Source organism: Vibrio sp. HDW18, assembly GCF_011306175.1.
GTDB lineage: Bacteria > Pseudomonadota > Gammaproteobacteria > Enterobacterales > Vibrionaceae > Vibrio > Vibrio chanodichtyis.
The window spans coordinates 1,105,613-1,122,729 of record NZ_CP049913.1 but is presented as its reverse complement, the minus strand read 5'-3'; the positions used below and the strand labels follow the sequence as shown (position 1 = coordinate 1,122,729).

Here is a 17,117-nt window from a genome sequence, read left to right as displayed (position 1 = left end):
AATGAAGAGAAGCATTATAGACAAGTTGATAGCTTTTTTTATTCCATTACCAATATTTATTGATCCTACAAGCCCAATATTGTTGGCTCAAAGCAAGTTAGCAGAAGGTACGGTAGCATTTCCAATATCGTTATTTCTTCTTCCATTGTCTTTTATGCTTCTATTTATGACTAAGAGTGAGCGATATGTTTCTAAACTTAGTTACATTCTTCTTGTATTGATTTCTCTCTTTGTAATATATTTTTTATCTTTAGGTGTTGTATCTAGTTTTGAAAATGTAGCTGCATTAATGTATGCCATACAATGGGTGATTCCATTTTTATGGATTCCGTACTTTTATAATCTTATGCATTCTGAGAATATATCTTTGTTTATGCGCTTCTTTGAAAAGGGTACTATATTATCTATTTTGTATATATTCTTATCCGGTTTTTTGGAGATTTTAATTTACGGCGCGTTACAAGATATGGGGCGTGTTACACAGAATCTAATTCTGAAAGGTCAATATCAATTATATGTATATACCCCAACTATAATTGCATATTCCACATTGCTGTGTAATTTCATTTATGCTTCCAATGTAATTAAGAGAAATTTTTTATTTGTAGTTGCTTTTAACCTGCTTGCATTTTTATCCTTAGTTTTTTTGGGCGCCAGAGAAGCTATTGTTGTTTATATTCTTGGTATAGCGTTTTTTTTGCTTTCGTACAGAACAAAATACGTCTTGCCATATATTATTTTTTTGTTGATAGTTTCTGTTGTCATTAGCTTTCATATTGAATATATAATAAACCATTTTGATTTACAAGAATTCAGAGCATTGAATAAATTTCAAAATATGACATCTGAAGGTCAAGCTTTTGGTGCTCGAGATGTTATGATATTAAAATATCTTGAGATGCTTGCGAGTGAGCCTATGTTTGCTATGAGATCCCTGCCCCCAGAGTTGTCATTCCCAGAATTAGGTATTCATGCCCCGAGTGCTCATAATTATTATGTCGACGTATGGGCATGGGGTGGAGGGGTTTCTGCAATTCTAATGTATCTATATTTGAGTATATTACTTTTTTTATCTATTTATATTGTTTTTAAAGTTATGAAATGTGGGGGAGTTGCTTGTATTATAGGTGGTGAGGTTATCATTTTTGCGTCAGCATATTTTATTATTTCTTTTTTATTGATAAGTAATAATATAAATGTACCATTAAGACAGCCTTTAACTGGCGCTTTTTTTTCCCTAGTTTCAACTTTTGTTATTTTTAGAGGTCGAGTGGTCTTTGTTGAAGAATGAAAATCAAAAAAAATTGATGTTGATATCAGTGATTTTAAATTCTCTGTGTGCTGTTATCTTTATGCCTATTATTACAAGGTCTTATGGTGCTGACGATTTGTCTATCATTACAACGGTTATATTTATTGGTGTAATGTTTGGTATGATTGATTCTGTTAGACCTGTATATGTTCATGGATTTTCTTCGTTAAGTTTTATATCGGTCAAAGATGTGTTTTTTTATCCGTTATTTTTTAATCTGATATTGTCTTTGGCGCTGTTTTTTTTTGTTTACACATTAAACATTTTTAGTAATACAGACTGTTTTTTTATATTCATATCTGCCTTCTTATATTTAACTTCGATGCCATTTTTAGGTTTTTTAGATTCTAAAGGTATGGTCGGATTTTCTTCATTACTAAGAGCTGTTAGTGTTTTTATTATCTATTTTCAGTACTCGGTTGTTAATTACTTTAATTTTGTATCAATTCCATTAGTTGTGTCTAATGTTGTATTTTTGTTTTTTTCAATTTTTGCATGCTTTCGATTTTTAAAAAATGGTAAATCAGATTTTAATTATTCTGTTTTTAAGAGGATCATTAAAACCTTTGGGCAAAATGTCTTTAAGTTAATCATTGATTTTACAGATAGACTATTTGTGGCTAAATTTGTTGGTGGTGATTTTGTAGGTGTTTATAATGCGATTTATGAACTATCCAGCAAAAGCAATTTTATTTCTTCAGTGTATTCTAGCTATAACTATCCACAGTTATGTTTAAAAAAAATTAGAGAGGTTAGATTTGTATCAACAGGGAATTGTATTTCACTTTTTTTGTTGATTTTGTCGGTCTTATGCTGGTTTTTTGGCGATATTTTTATGTCATTTTACTTAGGGGAAGGATTCTCTAATACAGGCTCTGATGTGGCTATTATGTTATCTATATCTGCGATTTATTCATTGTCTTTCTTTTATCAATCTATATTTCGTGCTAATGACAGGTTCGGTGAATTAACAAAATTATTTTCATTTTCTGCAATTTTGGGGTTGACTTTAATTTTTCCATTGTATACTGGTCTCGGTATAAAAGGAATATATATTTCTCTTTTTATATTGAAGTCCCCAGGTGCTATATGTTCATTTTTTTATAGTGCTAGTAATGGTAATACACTTTTCAATATTAGTTCTAAGATGTTGCCTTTAATTATAACTTCTATCTTTTTTCACTTTGTGGTGTCTTATGGCTAATTTTTTTAAAATTTTAAGAAACGAATTAGTGTGTTCTGTAGAATACTTTTCTTTTTTAGTATTTCTATTACCAAGGTTGCGAATTTTCAATTTTTTTAAGTCTTCATATTTAAGATTGTTTTTCAATTCAAAAATTGGTCGGGGAGTTATCTATTATCCAGGTGTTTGGATATTTAGTGGTAGAAATCTATCCATTGGTAATGATGTAGATATTGCTAAAGGTGTTTTGCTTACCACTGACGGTGGTTTGACAATAGGCGATCGAGTTTTGATAGGCTATAACTCTCATATTCTTACCGCAAACCATTTTATACCTAAACTACCTGGGGTTATTTTTCAGTCAGGGCACGTGAAAAAAAAAGTAGTTATTGAGAATGATGTTTGGATTGGTGCTAACTGTGTAATTTTGCCTGGAACAACGATTGGCTCAGGTAGTGTGATCGCTGCAGGTAGTGTTGTAACTAAAGATGTACCCAAGAATTCTATTTGTGCAGGAGTTCCTGCAAAAGTGATTAAGGTGAGAGAATGAAACAAATATTACAAGACATGGCAAAGGGTGGCTCTAATTTAGTCGAGGCACCTGCACCTGCAGCGTCAACAGGTAATTTATTAATTGACACCAGCATTTCATTAATTTCTGCTGGCACAGAACGCATGTTGGTAGACTTTGGGAAAGCAAGTTTGTTAGATAAAGCTCGCCAGCAACCAGATAAAGTCAAAATGGTATTGGAAAAAGTTCAGACCGATGGGCTGATGACAACGCTAGAAGCTGTACAGTCTAAGTTGGCGCAGCCATTACCCTTAGGCTATTGCAATGTTGGTGTTGTCAATGCTGTAGGTAGAGGTGTTAACGGCTTTAAAGAGGGTGATCGTGTTGTTTCAAACGGCCCTCATGCTGATGTTGTTCGTGTACCAAAAAACTTATGTGCGCTTATTCCTGACAATGTATCAGATGAAGAAGCGTCATTTACTGTAGTGGCAAGTATTGGATTGCAAGGGATCCGTTTAGCAGAGCCTACACTGGGTGAAGCGTTTGTCGTGACGGGTGTTGGCTTAATTGGATTGCTGACGGTTCAATTGCTTCGCGCTCAAGGTTGCCGTGTGCTCGCCATCGATTATGATGATGCGAAACTAGAACTGGCGAAAAAATTTGGCGCAGAGGTTTGTAACCCTGGTAAAGGTGAAGATCCTGTCGCTGCAGGGATGGCATTTAGCCGTGGCAACGGAGTTGATGGCGTAATCATTACAGCTTCAACGAAATCTAATGATCCAGTAACACAAGCCGCGCGAATGAGCCGTAAGCGTGGACGTATTATTCTTGTTGGTGTGACTGGGTTAGAGCTTAATCGTGCGGATTTCTACGAGAAAGAACTAACCTTCCAAGTATCTTGTTCTTATGGCCCTGGCCGTTACGACGCAGACTACGAAGATAAGGGCAATGACTACCCTTACGCGTTTGTACGTTGGACTGAGCAGCGTAACTTCGAAGCCATCTTGGATATGATGTCTTCGGGCCAAGTAGACGTTAAGCCTCTTATTACTCACCGATTTAAGTTTGAAGATGCAGCGCAAGCATATGATCTACTCACCTCAGATAAATCTGCACTGGGTATTTTGCTCCAGTATCAGAGTGAGCCCAGTACTCGTCACCAGAAATCTGTTACGCTCAACAGTAAGGCTACTTTTGAAGCATCGAAGCCTATCGTTGGGTTTGTTGGTGCTGGAAACTACGCGTCTCGCATGTTGATCCCCGCGTTTAAAGCGGGTGGTGCCCAATTACATACTATTGCGACTTCTGGCGGTATTAATGGCGTTACACACGGTGAAAAAGCGGGTTTTGCGAAAACCACAACGGATACAAGCGCAATGATTTCAGCCCCAGAAATCAACACCGTAGTTATTGTAACCCGCCATAACAGCCATGCGCGTTTCGTGTGTGATGCACTGAATGCTGGCAAAAATGTATTTGTAGAAAAGCCTTTAGCCGTCACATTAGAAGAGCTCGCTGAAGTCGAAGCAACTTATTACTCTAAAGCATCTAATGCTTCTGGACCCAAATTGATGGTTGGTTTTAACCGCCGTTTCTCTCCTCAAGTTCAAAAAATGAAAGCACTGCTTTCGCCGGTTAAAGAGCCCAAAAGTTTCATGATGACTATGAATGCGGGAGCTATCCCAGCGGATCATTGGACACAAGATAATGAAGTCGGCGGTGGTCGAATCATTGGAGAGGCGTGCCATTTCATTGATCTAATGAGATACCTAGCTGATTCAGAGATCGTTTCTGTACAATGTCGTCGTATGGGAGATGTTTCTGGTGTTGATATTACCGAGGACAAAGCAGCTATTATTTTAGGCTTTGCAGATGGCTCTTTCGGTACAATTCATTACCTAGCCAATGGTGCGGCTAACTTCCCAAAAGAACGCGTGGAAGTTTTCGCAGCAGGGAGAGTGCTTCAATTAGACAACTTCCGTAAACTAAAAGGTTTCGGTTGGCCAGGCTTTAGCAAAATGAATTTATGGAAACAAGATAAAGGCCAAACCGATTGTGCAGCTGCTTTCCTTAGCGCTATTGAATCAGGTAAAGAGTCGCCAATTCCAGCGCGAGAGTTGTTTGAGGTAGCAAGAGTTACCATTGAAATAGCAGAGCAATTGCGTAAACAACAATGAGTCTCAAATTAAAAGCGCAAACTGCAATCGACTTAGGACTTTTAAACCTAGTTCGAGTCGCTGGCTATCAACTCGGTGTTCGAAGTGGATTAAACCCAGTTAAGCGACTCAACCAAACTTCGATATCGGGGCTTTTGTTTCGTCCTCTGTCCGCTTTAGTTCAATGTAAATCTAGTCAGCGATACCAATTCTCCCCTTTTGGTTGGAAGCCGAAACAATTAGTCAGTGAATTGAGATGGGCGGAGAGCGCATTAACTGGACAAATCTACTCCAACATGGAAAAGCCTTGGTTCAGTTTGTCTGACTTTGATTCCAACGTTGGTGATATTAAAGGGATTTGGGAAGCCTCTAGGTTCGATTGGGTATTAGGCTTAGCCAAGGATTACCTTTCTGGAAGAGAGCAAGCACTTGATGAACTGAATGTAACAACGAAAGATTGGCTAGAGCACAATCCGCCTTATTTAGGGCCGAACTGGAAGTGTGGCCAAGAAGCTTCAATAAGAGTCATGCACTTGGCTATGACGGCTAAATTGCTGAATCAAGTTGAAAGAGCAGAACCCGCACTGTTGGCATTTGTTAAAGCTCACTTAAAACGCATTGCTCCGACAATCTCCTATGCCGTTGCTCAAGATAACAACCATGGAACTTCGGAAGCGGCCGCTCTATTTATAGGTGGAAGTTGGCTTGTGTCTAATGGTGATAAAAGAGCTGTTCGCTGGCAAAAAATGGGGTGCAAGTGGTTAGAGAATAGAGCAAAGCATTTAATCGATGACGATGGAACTTTCAGCCAGTACTCCGTCAACTACCACCGAGTTATGCTAGATACATACTCAATGGCGGAGCTATGGAGGCGGGAACTCAATCTCAAGCCTTTTAGCCAGTCGCTATATACCAAAATTGGTTTGGCGACTCATTGGTTATATCAATTAACTCAAGAGATTAATGGAGATGTTCCTAATTTAGGACATAACGATGGAGCAAGGTTGTTACCTTTAAGTGACTCGGACTATCGAGATTTTCGACCAGCGGTTCAGTTGGCGTCGGTCCTGTTCTTGAAGTCATCTGCTTGGGAGAAAGCAGGTAGCTATGATGAACCACTTAAACTTTTGGGGTTAAATAAGCCAAAGCAAGCACTTAACAAACCAAGTTCATTCCATTTTGCACAAGGAGGGTATGTTGGGTTAAGAAGCCAAACGGGAGCGTTTGTACTATTCAATTACCCTATCTTCCGTTTTCGACCTGCTCAAAACGATGCTCTGCATGTGGACTTTTGGCTTGATGGCGTAAACTTGTTAAGAGATGGTGGCACCTTTAGTTACAATGCTGGTCAAGCATATATCGATTACTATGGTGGTACGCAAAGTCATAACACCGTTCAGTTTGATGAGCATGATCAAATGCCGCGCTTGAGTAGGTTTCTCTTAGGTGCTTGGCTTAAGGCTGAAAATGTCCATTGGGATGAAGCTCGACAATATTGTAGCGCTAGTTACCGTGACTATTTGGGGTGCAGTCATAAAAGAGAGGTCTCTCTTTCAAACAGTACGCTGAGAGTTGTAGATGATATCCAGGGTGTGCAGAAAAAAGCGATACTACGTTGGCGTTTAAGCCCAAGGAAATGGATTATTGAAGGTAATCGAATCACTAACCATTATCATTCTATAACGATAAATAGCAATACCGACATCAAACGGCTGGAGTTAGTCGAAGGAAAAGAGTCGCGCTATTACTACCAAGAAACTTCCATTCCCATTCTGGAAATCGAAGTCACTTCAGATGGCAAAATAACGACAGAGTATAATTACAGCTAATGAATATTCTTTATTTTCACCAGCACTTTTCAACACCGAAAGGTTCTACTGGAATACGTTCATACGAGATGGCAAAGCGCCTTATACATCATGGGCATAATGTCACTATGGTCTGTGGTACCTATGGTGGTGGGGAAACGGGGTTAGATTCGGCTTTTGTGGCTGGTAAGCGCGAAGGTATCGTCGATGGCATTCGCATTATCGAGTTTGATTTGGCTTACTCCAACTCAGATGGCTTTGTTAAAAGAAGCATGACGTTTGTTAAGTTTGCACTCAAAAGTATCGGCTTAGCTTTTACGGAAAAATACGATGTATTGTTTGCAACAACAACGCCTTTAACAGCGGGTATTCCGGGCATTTTTGCACGTTGGCTACGTGGGAAACCGTTTGTATTTGAAGTAAGAGACTTATGGCCTGAATTACCAAAAGAAATGGGGGTAATCAAAAACCCTGTCATTTTGGGTTTGATGTCTTTATTAGAATGGGCTTCTTATCGGAGTGCACATCGCTGTATTGGTCTTTCTCCTGGCATTGTGGATGGAATTAAGAAACTAGGTGTACCGGACAGCAAGATTACCATGGTACCCAATGGTTGTGATCTGTCTATATTTACCCAGCCAAGCGAACCATGGAGACCAGACGGAGTGGCTGAAGAAGACCTGATGGTTATTTTTACTGGTACGCATGGTATGGCTAATGGCCTGGATGCTGTCCTGAGCGCAGCGGCAGAGTTACAAAACCGTGGTCGTAACGATATTAAGCTCGTTTTGGTAGGACAAGGTAAGTTAAAACCGCAACTGGAAGCAAAAGCGCAAGAGTTACAACTAAAAAATGTCATCTTTCATTCCCCGGTGAATAAACAAAAGTTATCGGGTTTAATGGCAAGTGCCGATGTAGGTATGCAGGTATTGGCCAATATTCCAGCTTTTTATTACGGAACATCGCCAAATAAGTTCTTTGATTACATATCTGCGGGACTGCCCGTTATAAATAACTACCCAGGTTGGCTTGCAGGCATGATTGAAGAGTTGCAGTGTGGCTTTGCTGTTGCTCCAGAAAACCCTAAAGCCTTTGCGAACGCGCTAGAGAAGGCTGCAGACGACCGAGAAGCTCTTGCTGCTATGGGAGAAGCAGCTCGACAACTTGCTGAAAGTCAGTTTGATCGTCAGATGTTAGCCGATAAATGGGTTGAGTGGGTAGTAGCGACGGCTCAGTCAGAAGTGAAATCTTCAGAGGTAAATGATGAAAAGGCTATTTGATTTTCTGGTTTCGCTTACAGCGCTTATCCTACTCACACCGATCATTGCGCTAGTGGCGTGGAAAATCCGCAAAAATCTTGGCTCGCCAGTATTGTTTCGTCAAACTCGCCCTGGCTTAAACGGCAAGCCGTTTGAAATGGTCAAATTTCGTACTATGAAAGACGCCGTAGACAAACAAGGTAACCCATTGCCGGACTCTGAACGCATGACTCCTTTCGGAGACAAGTTGCGTAATTCAAGCCTAGATGAATTGCCAGAACTCTGGAATGTGCTTAAAGGTGAGATGGGCTTGGTTGGCCCTCGTCCATTGCTAATGCAATATTTACCTCTGTATAGCAAAGAGCAAGCTCGTCGGCATGAAGTCCGTCCTGGGGTAACCGGGTGGGCACAAATTAATGGTCGTAACGCCATAAGTTGGGAAGAAAAATTCAAACTCGACGTTTGGTATGTGGATAATCGCTCTTTTTGGCTAGATTTAAGAATTCTGCTGTTAACAGTAAAAAAGGTGTTTGTTAAAGAAGGTATTTCGGCGGATGGTCATGTCACCATTGCCCCATTTATAGGGAAAGATCAACAAGGAACAGGTAATGAACGTTAAGCCTGTGAGTAAAAACTCGTTAGGTTCTTGTGCAATTCTCGGTGCCAGCGGGCATGGCAAGGTGATTGCTGAAATGGCTGAGCTCAATGGCTATTCTGATATCCATTTTTATGATGACCGCTGGCCAAGTCTAGGACGAGTAGAGCTTTGGCAGGTGTCAGGCAATAGTGAAACCTTACTCAAGCAAGCGCGGAATTATGCTAATGTTGTTGTTGCTATAGGCAATAACGCAACTCGCTTAGAGAAGTACAATCAACTAGTTGCGTCTGGAGCTAGCTGTCTGCCTTTGGTTCATCCCTCAGCCATAGTTAGTCGATATGCCAATGTGGAAAATGGTACGGTAGTGATGGCTGGTGCGGTGATTAACCCGTTTAGCCGTATCGGGCAGGCCTGCATTATTAATACTGCCGCTACGGTAGATCACGATTGTGTCATTGAGGATGGAGTGCATCTGAGCCCTGGTGTACACCTTGCCGGCGGTGTAGAAGTCGCACAAGCTAGTTGGCTGGGAATTGGTTGTCAGATTAAGCAATTAATCAAAATTGGTTCAAATGCTGTTGTTGCAGCAGGAGCAACAGTGATAAACGATGTATTAGCGAATCAGATGGTGGTAGGTGTCCCTGCAAAACCTATTTGCCCTAAGGAATTATAACTGTGTTAAATACCCCTTTTTCTCCTTGGCCGAGTTTCACTCAAGAAGAGGCTGATGCAGTAAGTAACGTGCTGCTTTCTAACAAAGTCAATTATTGGACGGGTAACGAGTGCCGTGAGTTTGAAAATGAATTCGCGACATGGGCAGGTTGTGAATACGCTATTGCTTTGGGTAACGGCACCTTAGCGCTTGATGTAGCCTTAAAAGCGTTGGGTGTTGGTGTGGGCGATGAAGTGATCACCACCTCGCGCACTTTTTTGGCCTCTGCTTCTGCGATTGTCACTGCTGGTGCCAATCCTGTGTTTGCTGATGTTGATCTCAACAGCCAAAATATCACTGCTGAAACCATTGCGGCCGTAGTCACTGAAAAAACCAAAGCAGTAATTGTGGTTCATTTAGCTGGTATGCCTGCGGAAATGGATGCGATTATGGCGCTCGCCGCTGAGCGCGGTTTTTATGTGATTGAAGATTGCGCCCAAGCACATGGTGCGAGATACAAAGGCCGCAGTGTCGGCACCATTGGGCATATTGGTGCTTGGTCCTTCTGCCAAGATAAAATTATGACTACTGGTGGTGAAGGCGGCATGGTGACGACAAATGACCATGCGCTTTGGTCGCTGATGTGGTCCTACAAAGATCATGGTAAAAGCTATGATGCTGTATACAACCGTCAGCACCCGCCGGGCTTTCGCTGGTTACATGAAAGCTTTGGTACTAACTGGCGTATGACTGAGATCCAAGGAGTATTGGGCAGAATTCAGCTCCGGCGTATGGCTGAGTGGACAGCAAAGCGTCAATGTAATGGTAAGAAGCTTGACCAAGCTGTATCTTATTTAGCTGTCGTACGGTGTGTTCAAGTACCAGACTACATTGAGCATGCTGAATACAAACATTACATGTTCATTAATCCTGAGCATCTGAAAGCAGACTGGAGCCGTGACCGTATTATCGAAAAAATTAATATGTTAGGTGTTCCTGCTTATCAAGGTAGTTGCTCTGAGATTTATTTAGAGAAGGCGTTTGACAATACATCTTGGCGTCCAGCTCAACGACTTAATAATGCGGTTATTTTGGGGGAAACTAGCCTTATGTTTTTAGTCCATCCTACTTTGACTACCCAAGAAATAGAGAAAAGTTGTGATGTTATTAGGAGCGTTTTAACCGAAGCAATGAGATAAAATAATAATGAAATATTCAAAGGCTAATACATGGCTAGGCTAAACTTCATCTGGAATCTTTCGCGTGTAAATAAGCGCATCATCAGCGTTTTGGTGGATGCGTTTTTTATCATTTTTTCATTTTACAGTGCTTACTGGGTCCGAGTTGGGAATGTTGAGATTATTCACTCAGACTCGATACCTTATCTTCTTGCAACGGTTATCGTTGTTACAATTCTAAGTTTTACTCGACTTGGGTTGTACCGAGCTATCCTACGCTACCTCACTTTCCATGCTCTTGCTGTGGTGAGTGTTGGCACCCTAATCTCTACAGCATCTGTCGCTATTGCCGCTTTCTACTTTGATGCGCCAGTGCCGCGATCTTTACCTATCATCTACGGTACTTTTTTGTGCCTGTTATGTGGTGGATCGCGTTTGATTGTGCGTGTATTGGTTTCTGGGCTCAATGGCAAAGGTCGTAAAGTGGTGCTGATTTATGGTGCGGGCTCTGCTGGTCGTCAACTAGCGATAGCTTTGCGTAACTCAGAAAGCTACAAGGTGGCTGGGTTTATTGATAATGATAAAACCCTTGAGAACACAGTGATTATGGGTATGCAGGTACATGATGTTAGTCGTGCTGCGTACTTGGTTGATAAATACGATGTTACCCAAGTGCTACTTGCAGTACCGAGTGCTTCACGAGCCCGTAGAAAGAAAATTCTCGAATCATTAATCAATCTGTCAGCTGAGGTGCTAACTGTTCCTGATATGAAGGATATCGTTGAAGGCAAAGCCTCCATCGATCAACTGAAAGATGTAGCGATTGAAGACTTACTGGGGCGCGATTCGGTGACTCCTCAGCAATGTTTAATGGAATCGAATATCTTAGGTAAGGTCGTCATGGTGACAGGGGCAGGCGGTTCTATCGGCTCCGAGCTCTGTCGTCAGATTGTGCGGCAAAAACCTAAAGCACTGGTGCTGTTTGAGCTTTCTGAGTTTGGGCTATACCAAATCGATAGAGAGCTCAAACAACTGATGGAAGCCGAGGGTCTGCACGTTGAAATTATCCCGCTACTGGGGTCAGTACAGAGAATCAATCGCCTTGTGGTAACGATGAAAAGCTTCAAGGTGCAAACTGTGTATCATGCTGCGGCTTATAAACATGTACCTCTTGTTGAGTACAATGTCGTTGAAGGGGTACGCAATAACGTTTTTGGCACTTACTACGCTGCGCAGGCGGCCATTGAAGCAGGTGTTGAATCGTTTGTTCTGATCTCCACTGATAAAGCGGTGCGCCCGACCAATGTCATGGGAACCACCAAGCGTATGGCCGAACTGGGTTTGCAAGCGCTTGCGGAACAAGAAAACCGTAAAGCCAAAGGGACCCGCTTTTGTATGGTGCGTTTTGGTAATGTTTTGGGCTCATCGGGTTCTGTGGTTCCGCTGTTTAAACGTCAAATTGAGGCAGGCGGCCCAATTACGGTGACGCACCCAGACATTATTCGTTATTTCATGACCATCCCTGAAGCGGCGCAACTGGTGATTCAAGCCGGAGCTATGGGTAAAGGTGGGGATGTGTTTGTGCTGGATATGGGTGAGCCGGTACTCATCACTGACCTCGCGGTTAACCTTATTCAGCTTTCTGGGCTAGAAGTGAAAGATGAGCAGCATCCTTATGGGGATATTGCTATTGAGTTCACAGGGTTAAGGCCAGGTGAGAAGCTCTATGAAGAACTGCTGATTGGCGATAATGTTCAAAAAACGGCTCATGAGCGAATCATGACAGCCAATGAACGTTATTTACCTTTAGCGGAATTTGAACAGCATCTCAACGAGCTAGACAAAGCGTGTCATGCATTTAACCATGAGCGTATCCGTGAGCTATTGCTTGAAGCGCCGACCGATTTTAACCCAACCGATGGGATTGGCGATCTGGTGTGGCAGCGCTGCCAAAGCGCGCCGTTAGCCAAGGCCAACCCGCCTTTATGCGCCAAGGCGCAGGTGCATTAGGCTTGCCGATCATGATGAGTGAACCGAAAAACCGCGGCTGACCGCGGTTTTTTTTGAAAAAATTCTACTTTCAAACCAATATGACTGACGACGCCTCTGCATTTTTGTACGCCTCGGTTCTCATTTTAACGTAGCGGTATACTTCGTAAGTGTGTTTCAATTGCTTCAATCATCGACTTGGTAAGCGGTAAATGCGCTTTTTCTTTCGCCCAAATTTCGTAGAAGCCTGCAACGGTTTGCTTGGCGGTATCTAACACCAATTTTTCTGGCAACATGGCTTTAGCCGCCAAGTGTGACAGCTCATCCAGAGTGAAATCACTGAATTTCTTGCTGCGACTCACCTTCAGAGACGCACTATCATCGGGGATATAAGGAATGGTTGAGACAAAGTCATAAGCCGGCGCAATCGATGCGGTGCGCTTGTCTTTGTAAATTACAGACCAATTTTTCAAATGCATATCGGCATTGCCAATGAGGGTATTGAACACCAATCTGCGCGTAAATTCTGCAATGTCTTCGTCTTGACCTTCGATGCCGATAACCTGAGCAATATTGCGCATACTGGCTTTTTTGTATTTATCTTGAGGATAGACGCCAAACACTTGTGCAAAGTCCTCAATATGTATCGCTTGGCCATCAATACGATCAAAGCGCTGGATCACAAACGCACTGTCACCATATTTGCCAATGCCATCTGGGATATTAGCAATCTGACTAATAGGGAGTAACTGCGTTTCTGGCACATCCATTCCCAACATTCGAGCCAGTTCCATCATCGAATATTCATTTTCTGGCACAGCTTCAAATCGAGACGATGGCAATTTCACAATCCAGGAGCCACCTTTACCTGTTGCTGGGACCGTCAAACCGCCGTTTGCCTGTTGTACGGCAGAAAACTTCAGCTGCACTCCTGCCAATGAAAAACGCATTGGCCCATCAGTTTTCGTTTCATCTTCTATTTCTTGATACACATTAGGTGGTAAGGCTTCACCCTCCGCTGGCTCAACGGTGATCGCGCCTGCTAAATCCTGTCCTAATACCCACAATAGAAAAAACTCCCGCGCTGGATTAACACCGGCACGCTCTGCCAGGTAATTTCGCATGGTGTCTTCTGGCAAAAGGTTAGAGAAAAACGGCGTTAACTGGGTTTGGGTCGGTTTGAAGTTCGTTAGCAAACCACCTAGCGAATCTTTAAAACCAAGCCCTAACACAGGCCGTGATTGGTCATAAATGTACGAATCCATAAAAGCAAAAAGCGTTCTGTCACTGCCCACGTTGGTAATCGTTGCGATGGGCTCACCGTAGAGCAACACGTTGAGCGTAGAAACATGATTAGTCATCGTCGTCTTCCTCTAACTGATATGCAGGCGACATTGTCTCACCTTCGTCGATGTTCCCTTGACTGCTTCTAATGATCGACTTAATGGCAGGTACAGATTTTTTTGGTACGACAAATAACTCTAGTTCGAGTACACGGGTAAGTGCAATCAAACTGGAGATTCTTAAATCAACGCCGCCAGACTCGATTTTCGAAATATGGCTTTGCGGCACACCCGAACGCGCGCTCAGCTCTCTTTGACTAAAACCTTTACGTACCCTAGCTTCTCGAAGACTTTTTAGTATCTGCTCTGTTACATAGCTCATTTCGATGCGCCTTAATGTATCGCTTAATGCTGATTATATACTAAAGCACATCATCTCAATATCACAAACTCAAATTTGATTTGTTTTTACATATCAAAAAATATTTTGATGCACAATTGTAGATAAACTATGTTCTTGGCCTGTAGAAAAATCAATAACCTACTGGTGAACGATTACGAATAAAGCGTCACTGGTTTACTTACCGCTTACGCATAATCCGACGTCAATAGCTCGCGGGTGAATAGTTACGCCAGACCTTAGGTGGGTGTTATATGCCAGTGATCAAAAAGTCGATAGCAGCGATAATCTCATCTCTGAAAGTACTTAAGTCTGCGACGGGCTCAACTAAGATTTTAGTTGGTACACTTGCCATCTGTTGAGTAAGAATGACAAAGTCGCCTTGTTCAATATGGATCGTTGGACACAAATGGCTTGGTGCTTTCTTTTCTAGTAAATCAAGTGGTGTAAGTGGGATCACCAATCGAGTATTTAGCGAACGGAGCAGCTCACTTTGTACGTCAACAAAATAGGGATAAGCGGTAGACGTACTTTTGTCGAGATTTTCGTAAAGGGTAAATTGAGACATCAGAATACTCGGTATGAATCAGAGAAAAGGCCATGTTTCTCAGTAAGTTCATTATAGGCTTCAATGGCTTCAGCATTTTTTTCTAGCCATTCAGCTTTCAATCTAGAGGAAACTTCTTTTTCTAAGGCTTTTTCCATCGTAGCGGATAGATTGATATTAAGGCGTTTAGCTTCGGCAAGTAACTCACTGTTTAAGCTAAGATTTGTAGCCTTTTTTGGTGCTTGTGTACTAAACGTATTTCTCATGAGGTCATTCTGTGCGTATTTTAAATGCGCATTGATTATAGTGGTAAAGGTGGCGTATAACAAACGCTTCAAGACGGATTCGCAACGCTCGGCGGTTTGGTTTGAATTGGCTTCAGTGTGTACGGTGTAGTCATTGAGAGCTGTGGTAGCGTTGCCAGACCTTAGGCGGGCGTTAGAGCTCAAATCTTCTACTTGAAGATCCGTTGATCAAAGCTGAAATCCAGTTTCTCGGCTTTGTGAAATATCTCTGGTATGAGTGGATGATTGGGATTTACGACATAGTTTCGGTCTCTTGGGGAGATCGTTGATGGGACTTGAAGTGCTGCAAATTCAGGATCCTCTACTTTTAAAAACTGATCTCCAATCTCTTGGGTTTGTTCACTAGCGGGTATTGACCTCCAGTTGTTTGGTAGATCCTCATTTTCTAGTTGCACAATAAGCTCATCAGGCATATCAATTCGATATAGGTCATATTTATGAATGAGTTCCGGGTCGTTGCTTATGTGAACAAATACTTCAAGAACACACAACGATTCTGATTCGGCAAAATAAAGCGCTTCAGTTCCTTTTGAATTCCAGCGTCCACCGAATAGCTTTGCTCCCATGGGATTAAAAGGAGTGTCTGCAAATTTCTTCTGAGTGAGCCTGTACATCTTCATTAAGAGAAGACTCCATGCTCAATACGACCGATGAGATCTTTCACGGTTTCGAAGTCGACAGTTGTTGCAATCATATCTAGTGGACGCTTTCCGTTAAGACCATAGACATTCTCACGCATCCATTCTAATGCGCGCTGTTCATTACCAAAAAGATCAGTGGCAAGTTTGATCAGCATGGCAAGGCGATACATGACATCACTTTCTTGAGTGCTGAATCGCTCTTCATTTTTAAGTCTGCGCTTTATGGTACTAATTGGAATAAGAGTGACGTTATGAAACTCATGCTGAGATAATTTGGCTTTCTCAACAATATTGCGATAGACAATCGGTTTAAAGCCTTGGTGTATCGCGGTATTCTTCGATGTGTCTTTATCCTCAATACCAAGTGTATACCAAAAGTTAGGTTGGTAAGATGGCTTCGGTTTAAAGCTTTTGAGTGTAGAATTAGCCATAACAGTGATCCTTTCGGTTCATATGGTCTGTTGATGATGGCTCAATTGGTCTTTTTGGTCAACTTTAAAAAATTTTAGTCAATTGGCTGATATGTAATGGATGTCATTTGTTCCCATTTTGAATGAGTGACTTAATATCTTGATGAAAAAAGGGTTTATGACGCGCTGACATTGCCGGCACTATCGGTAGGGAATAGAGCGCAAATCTGATAAAATCCGTGCCTTCCAGTAATCAAGTTGATAGAGCTGGGTTTACCTAACACTAGGAACTATTTTGACCAATAATGATATTTTGCGCCGTGTACGTTACACCTTTGATTTGAAAGATGAGCTAATGGCTGAGATTTTCTCTTTAGCCGATTTTGCTGTGACCAATCAACAAATCACGAGCTGGCTGACAAAAGAAGAGGATCAATCGTTTGTGAAAATGAGCGATGTCGAGCTTGCCGCCTTTCTCAATGGTTTTATCACTTTTAAACGTGGTAAGCGCGAGGGTGAACAGCCTAAGTTAGAAGAGTCTAAGTTAGAAGAGTCTAAGCCAGAGCAGCCACTTACCCATAATATGGTGTTTCAAAAGTTGCGCATTGCCTTGAACTTGAAAGCGGAAGAGATTATTGAAATTCTGCAACGGGTCGATTTTCGTTTAAGCAAGCATGAGCTGAGTGCATTTTTCCGTAAGCCGGACAATAAGCATTATCGAGAGTGCAAAGACCAAATCTTGCGCAACTTCTTGCTTGGTCTACAGCATCAGTTTCGTCCAACGAGTGACGAGTCCGCGCTATAACCAGAGACAATGGCGTCAAAATGAATGTTTGGCGCTATTGGCATCCTACCTTCCCATGGCTTTTCACTGGGTGTGATGTG

Annotated in this window: 17 protein-coding genes; 11 read left to right on the top strand and 6 right to left on the bottom strand. The window is 41.9% G+C overall.

Features of this window, described 5'->3' with window-relative positions; all coding sequences use genetic code 11:
* The first annotated feature begins 1 nt into the window (after position 1).
* The 10 genes from G7083_RS05420 to G7083_RS05375 are packed head-to-tail and all read left to right on the top strand — an operon-like array spanning position 2 to position 12,667.
* Positions 2–1,291, top strand: a complete 1,290-nt coding sequence (locus G7083_RS05420; protein ID WP_166013897.1) for a hypothetical protein — start codon at positions 2–4, stop codon at positions 1,289–1,291.
* Entirely contained in the window at positions 1,278–2,516 is a 1,239-nt protein-coding gene (locus G7083_RS05415; protein ID WP_166013896.1) for a hypothetical protein, read from the top strand. Before G7083_RS05420 ends, G7083_RS05415 begins: the two co-directional genes overlap by 14 nt.
* Complete coding sequence (locus G7083_RS15300; protein WP_166013895.1) at positions 2,509–3,045, top strand: acyltransferase; 537 nt, start codon at positions 2,509–2,511, stop codon at positions 3,043–3,045. Before G7083_RS05415 ends, G7083_RS15300 begins: the two co-directional genes overlap by 8 nt.
* Entirely contained in the window at positions 3,042–5,183 is a 2,142-nt protein-coding gene (locus tag G7083_RS05405; protein WP_166013894.1) for a bi-domain-containing oxidoreductase, read from the top strand. The genes G7083_RS15300 and G7083_RS05405 overlap by 4 nt, the downstream gene beginning before the upstream one ends.
* A complete protein-coding gene (locus G7083_RS05400) occupies positions 5,180–6,991 on the top strand; it encodes an alginate lyase family protein (RefSeq protein WP_166013893.1) in 1,812 nt (603 codons plus the stop codon). Before G7083_RS05405 ends, G7083_RS05400 begins: the two co-directional genes overlap by 4 nt.
* Complete coding sequence (locus tag G7083_RS05395; RefSeq protein ID WP_166013892.1) at positions 6,991–8,250, top strand: glycosyltransferase family 4 protein; 1,260 nt, start codon at positions 6,991–6,993, stop codon at positions 8,248–8,250. Before G7083_RS05400 ends, G7083_RS05395 begins: the two co-directional genes overlap by 1 nt.
* The gene (locus G7083_RS05390; protein WP_166014993.1) at positions 8,234–8,848 is read left to right on the top strand and encodes a sugar transferase; all 615 of its coding nucleotides are present in this window, start codon (positions 8,234–8,236) and stop codon (positions 8,846–8,848) included. The genes G7083_RS05395 and G7083_RS05390 overlap by 17 nt, the downstream gene beginning before the upstream one ends.
* Positions 8,838–9,500 (top strand): NeuD/PglB/VioB family sugar acetyltransferase, encoded by a 663-nt coding sequence (locus tag G7083_RS05385; protein ID WP_001101345.1) that lies wholly within the window; start codon positions 8,838–8,840, stop codon positions 9,498–9,500. The genes G7083_RS05390 and G7083_RS05385 overlap by 11 nt, the downstream gene beginning before the upstream one ends.
* Before the next feature lie 2 nt (positions 9,501–9,502).
* On the top strand, positions 9,503–10,678 hold the full coding sequence (locus tag G7083_RS05380) for a DegT/DnrJ/EryC1/StrS aminotransferase family protein (protein WP_166013891.1): 1,176 nt from the start codon (positions 9,503–9,505) through the stop codon (positions 10,676–10,678).
* A gap of 30 nt (positions 10,679–10,708) precedes the next feature.
* Positions 10,709–12,667 (top strand): nucleoside-diphosphate sugar epimerase/dehydratase, encoded by a 1,959-nt coding sequence (locus G7083_RS05375; protein ID WP_166013890.1) that lies wholly within the window; start codon positions 10,709–10,711, stop codon positions 12,665–12,667.
* A 125-nt stretch (positions 12,668–12,792) separates the two neighbouring features.
* Here the strand turns inward: G7083_RS05375 and G7083_RS05370 are convergent, their stop codons facing one another.
* From G7083_RS05370 to G7083_RS05345, 6 genes are all read right to left on the bottom strand, one after another.
* Positions 12,793–14,007, bottom strand: a complete 1,215-nt coding sequence (locus tag G7083_RS05370; RefSeq protein WP_166013889.1) for a type II toxin-antitoxin system HipA family toxin — start codon at positions 14,005–14,007, stop codon at positions 12,793–12,795.
* Complete coding sequence (locus G7083_RS05365; protein WP_166013888.1) at positions 14,000–14,311, bottom strand: helix-turn-helix transcriptional regulator; 312 nt, start codon at positions 14,309–14,311, stop codon at positions 14,000–14,002. Before G7083_RS05365 ends, G7083_RS05370 begins: the two co-directional genes overlap by 8 nt.
* A 268-nt stretch (positions 14,312–14,579) precedes the next feature.
* Positions 14,580–14,897 carry a CcdB family protein gene (locus G7083_RS05360; RefSeq protein WP_166013887.1) on the bottom strand — a complete coding sequence of 106 codons (318 nt, stop codon included), beginning with the start codon at positions 14,895–14,897 and terminating at the stop codon, positions 14,580–14,582.
* The gene (locus G7083_RS05355) at positions 14,897–15,142 is read right to left on the bottom strand and encodes a type II toxin-antitoxin system CcdA family antitoxin (protein ID WP_166013886.1); all 246 of its coding nucleotides are present in this window, start codon (positions 15,140–15,142) and stop codon (positions 14,897–14,899) included. Before G7083_RS05355 ends, G7083_RS05360 begins: the two co-directional genes overlap by 1 nt.
* Positions 15,143–15,330: 188 nt before the next feature.
* Positions 15,331–15,801, bottom strand: a complete 471-nt coding sequence (locus G7083_RS05350; protein WP_166013885.1) for an RES family NAD+ phosphorylase — start codon at positions 15,799–15,801, stop codon at positions 15,331–15,333.
* On the bottom strand, positions 15,801–16,253 hold the full coding sequence (locus G7083_RS05345; protein ID WP_166013884.1) for an antitoxin Xre/MbcA/ParS toxin-binding domain-containing protein: 453 nt from the start codon (positions 16,251–16,253) through the stop codon (positions 15,801–15,803). The genes G7083_RS05350 and G7083_RS05345 overlap by 1 nt, the downstream gene beginning before the upstream one ends.
* A gap of 274 nt (positions 16,254–16,527) precedes the next feature.
* Here G7083_RS05345 and G7083_RS05340 point away from each other — a divergent pair, with 274 nt between their 5' ends.
* Positions 16,528–17,037 carry a DUF1456 family protein gene (locus tag G7083_RS05340; protein WP_166013883.1) on the top strand — a complete coding sequence of 170 codons (510 nt, stop codon included), beginning with the start codon at positions 16,528–16,530 and terminating at the stop codon, positions 17,035–17,037.
* Positions 17,038–17,117: the final 80 nt, after the last annotated feature.

Bases quoted from the DNA above. Each gene is read 5' to 3' on its own strand.
- G7083_RS05420 (WP_166013897.1), top strand. From the start codon at position 2: ATGAAGAGAAGCATTATAGACAAGTTGATAGCTTTTTTTATTCCATTA.
- G7083_RS15300 (WP_166013895.1), top strand. From the start codon at position 2,509: ATGGCTAATTTTTTTAAAATTTTAAGAAACGAATTAGTGTGTTCTGTA.
- G7083_RS05405 (WP_166013894.1), top strand. From the start codon at position 3,042: ATGAAACAAATATTACAAGACATGGCAAAGGGTGGCTCTAATTTAGTC.
- G7083_RS05400 (WP_166013893.1), top strand. From the start codon at position 5,180: ATGAGTCTCAAATTAAAAGCGCAAACTGCAATCGACTTAGGACTTTTA.
- G7083_RS05395 (WP_166013892.1), top strand. From the start codon at position 6,991: ATGAATATTCTTTATTTTCACCAGCACTTTTCAACACCGAAAGGTTCT.
- G7083_RS05390 (WP_166014993.1), top strand. From the start codon at position 8,234: ATGAAAAGGCTATTTGATTTTCTGGTTTCGCTTACAGCGCTTATCCTA.
- G7083_RS05385 (WP_001101345.1), top strand. From the start codon at position 8,838: ATGAACGTTAAGCCTGTGAGTAAAAACTCGTTAGGTTCTTGTGCAATT.
- G7083_RS05375 (WP_166013890.1), top strand. From the start codon at position 10,709: ATGGCTAGGCTAAACTTCATCTGGAATCTTTCGCGTGTAAATAAGCGC.
- G7083_RS05370 (WP_166013889.1), bottom strand. From the start codon at position 14,007: ATGACTAATCATGTTTCTACGCTCAACGTGTTGCTCTACGGTGAGCCC.
- G7083_RS05365 (WP_166013888.1), bottom strand. From the start codon at position 14,311: ATGAGCTATGTAACAGAGCAGATACTAAAAAGTCTTCGAGAAGCTAGG.
- G7083_RS05360 (WP_166013887.1), bottom strand. From the start codon at position 14,897: ATGTCTCAATTTACCCTTTACGAAAATCTCGACAAAAGTACGTCTACC.
- G7083_RS05355 (WP_166013886.1), bottom strand. From the start codon at position 15,142: ATGAGAAATACGTTTAGTACACAAGCACCAAAAAAGGCTACAAATCTT.
- G7083_RS05350 (WP_166013885.1), bottom strand. From the start codon at position 15,801: ATGAAGATGTACAGGCTCACTCAGAAGAAATTTGCAGACACTCCTTTT.
- G7083_RS05345 (WP_166013884.1), bottom strand. From the start codon at position 16,253: ATGGCTAATTCTACACTCAAAAGCTTTAAACCGAAGCCATCTTACCAA.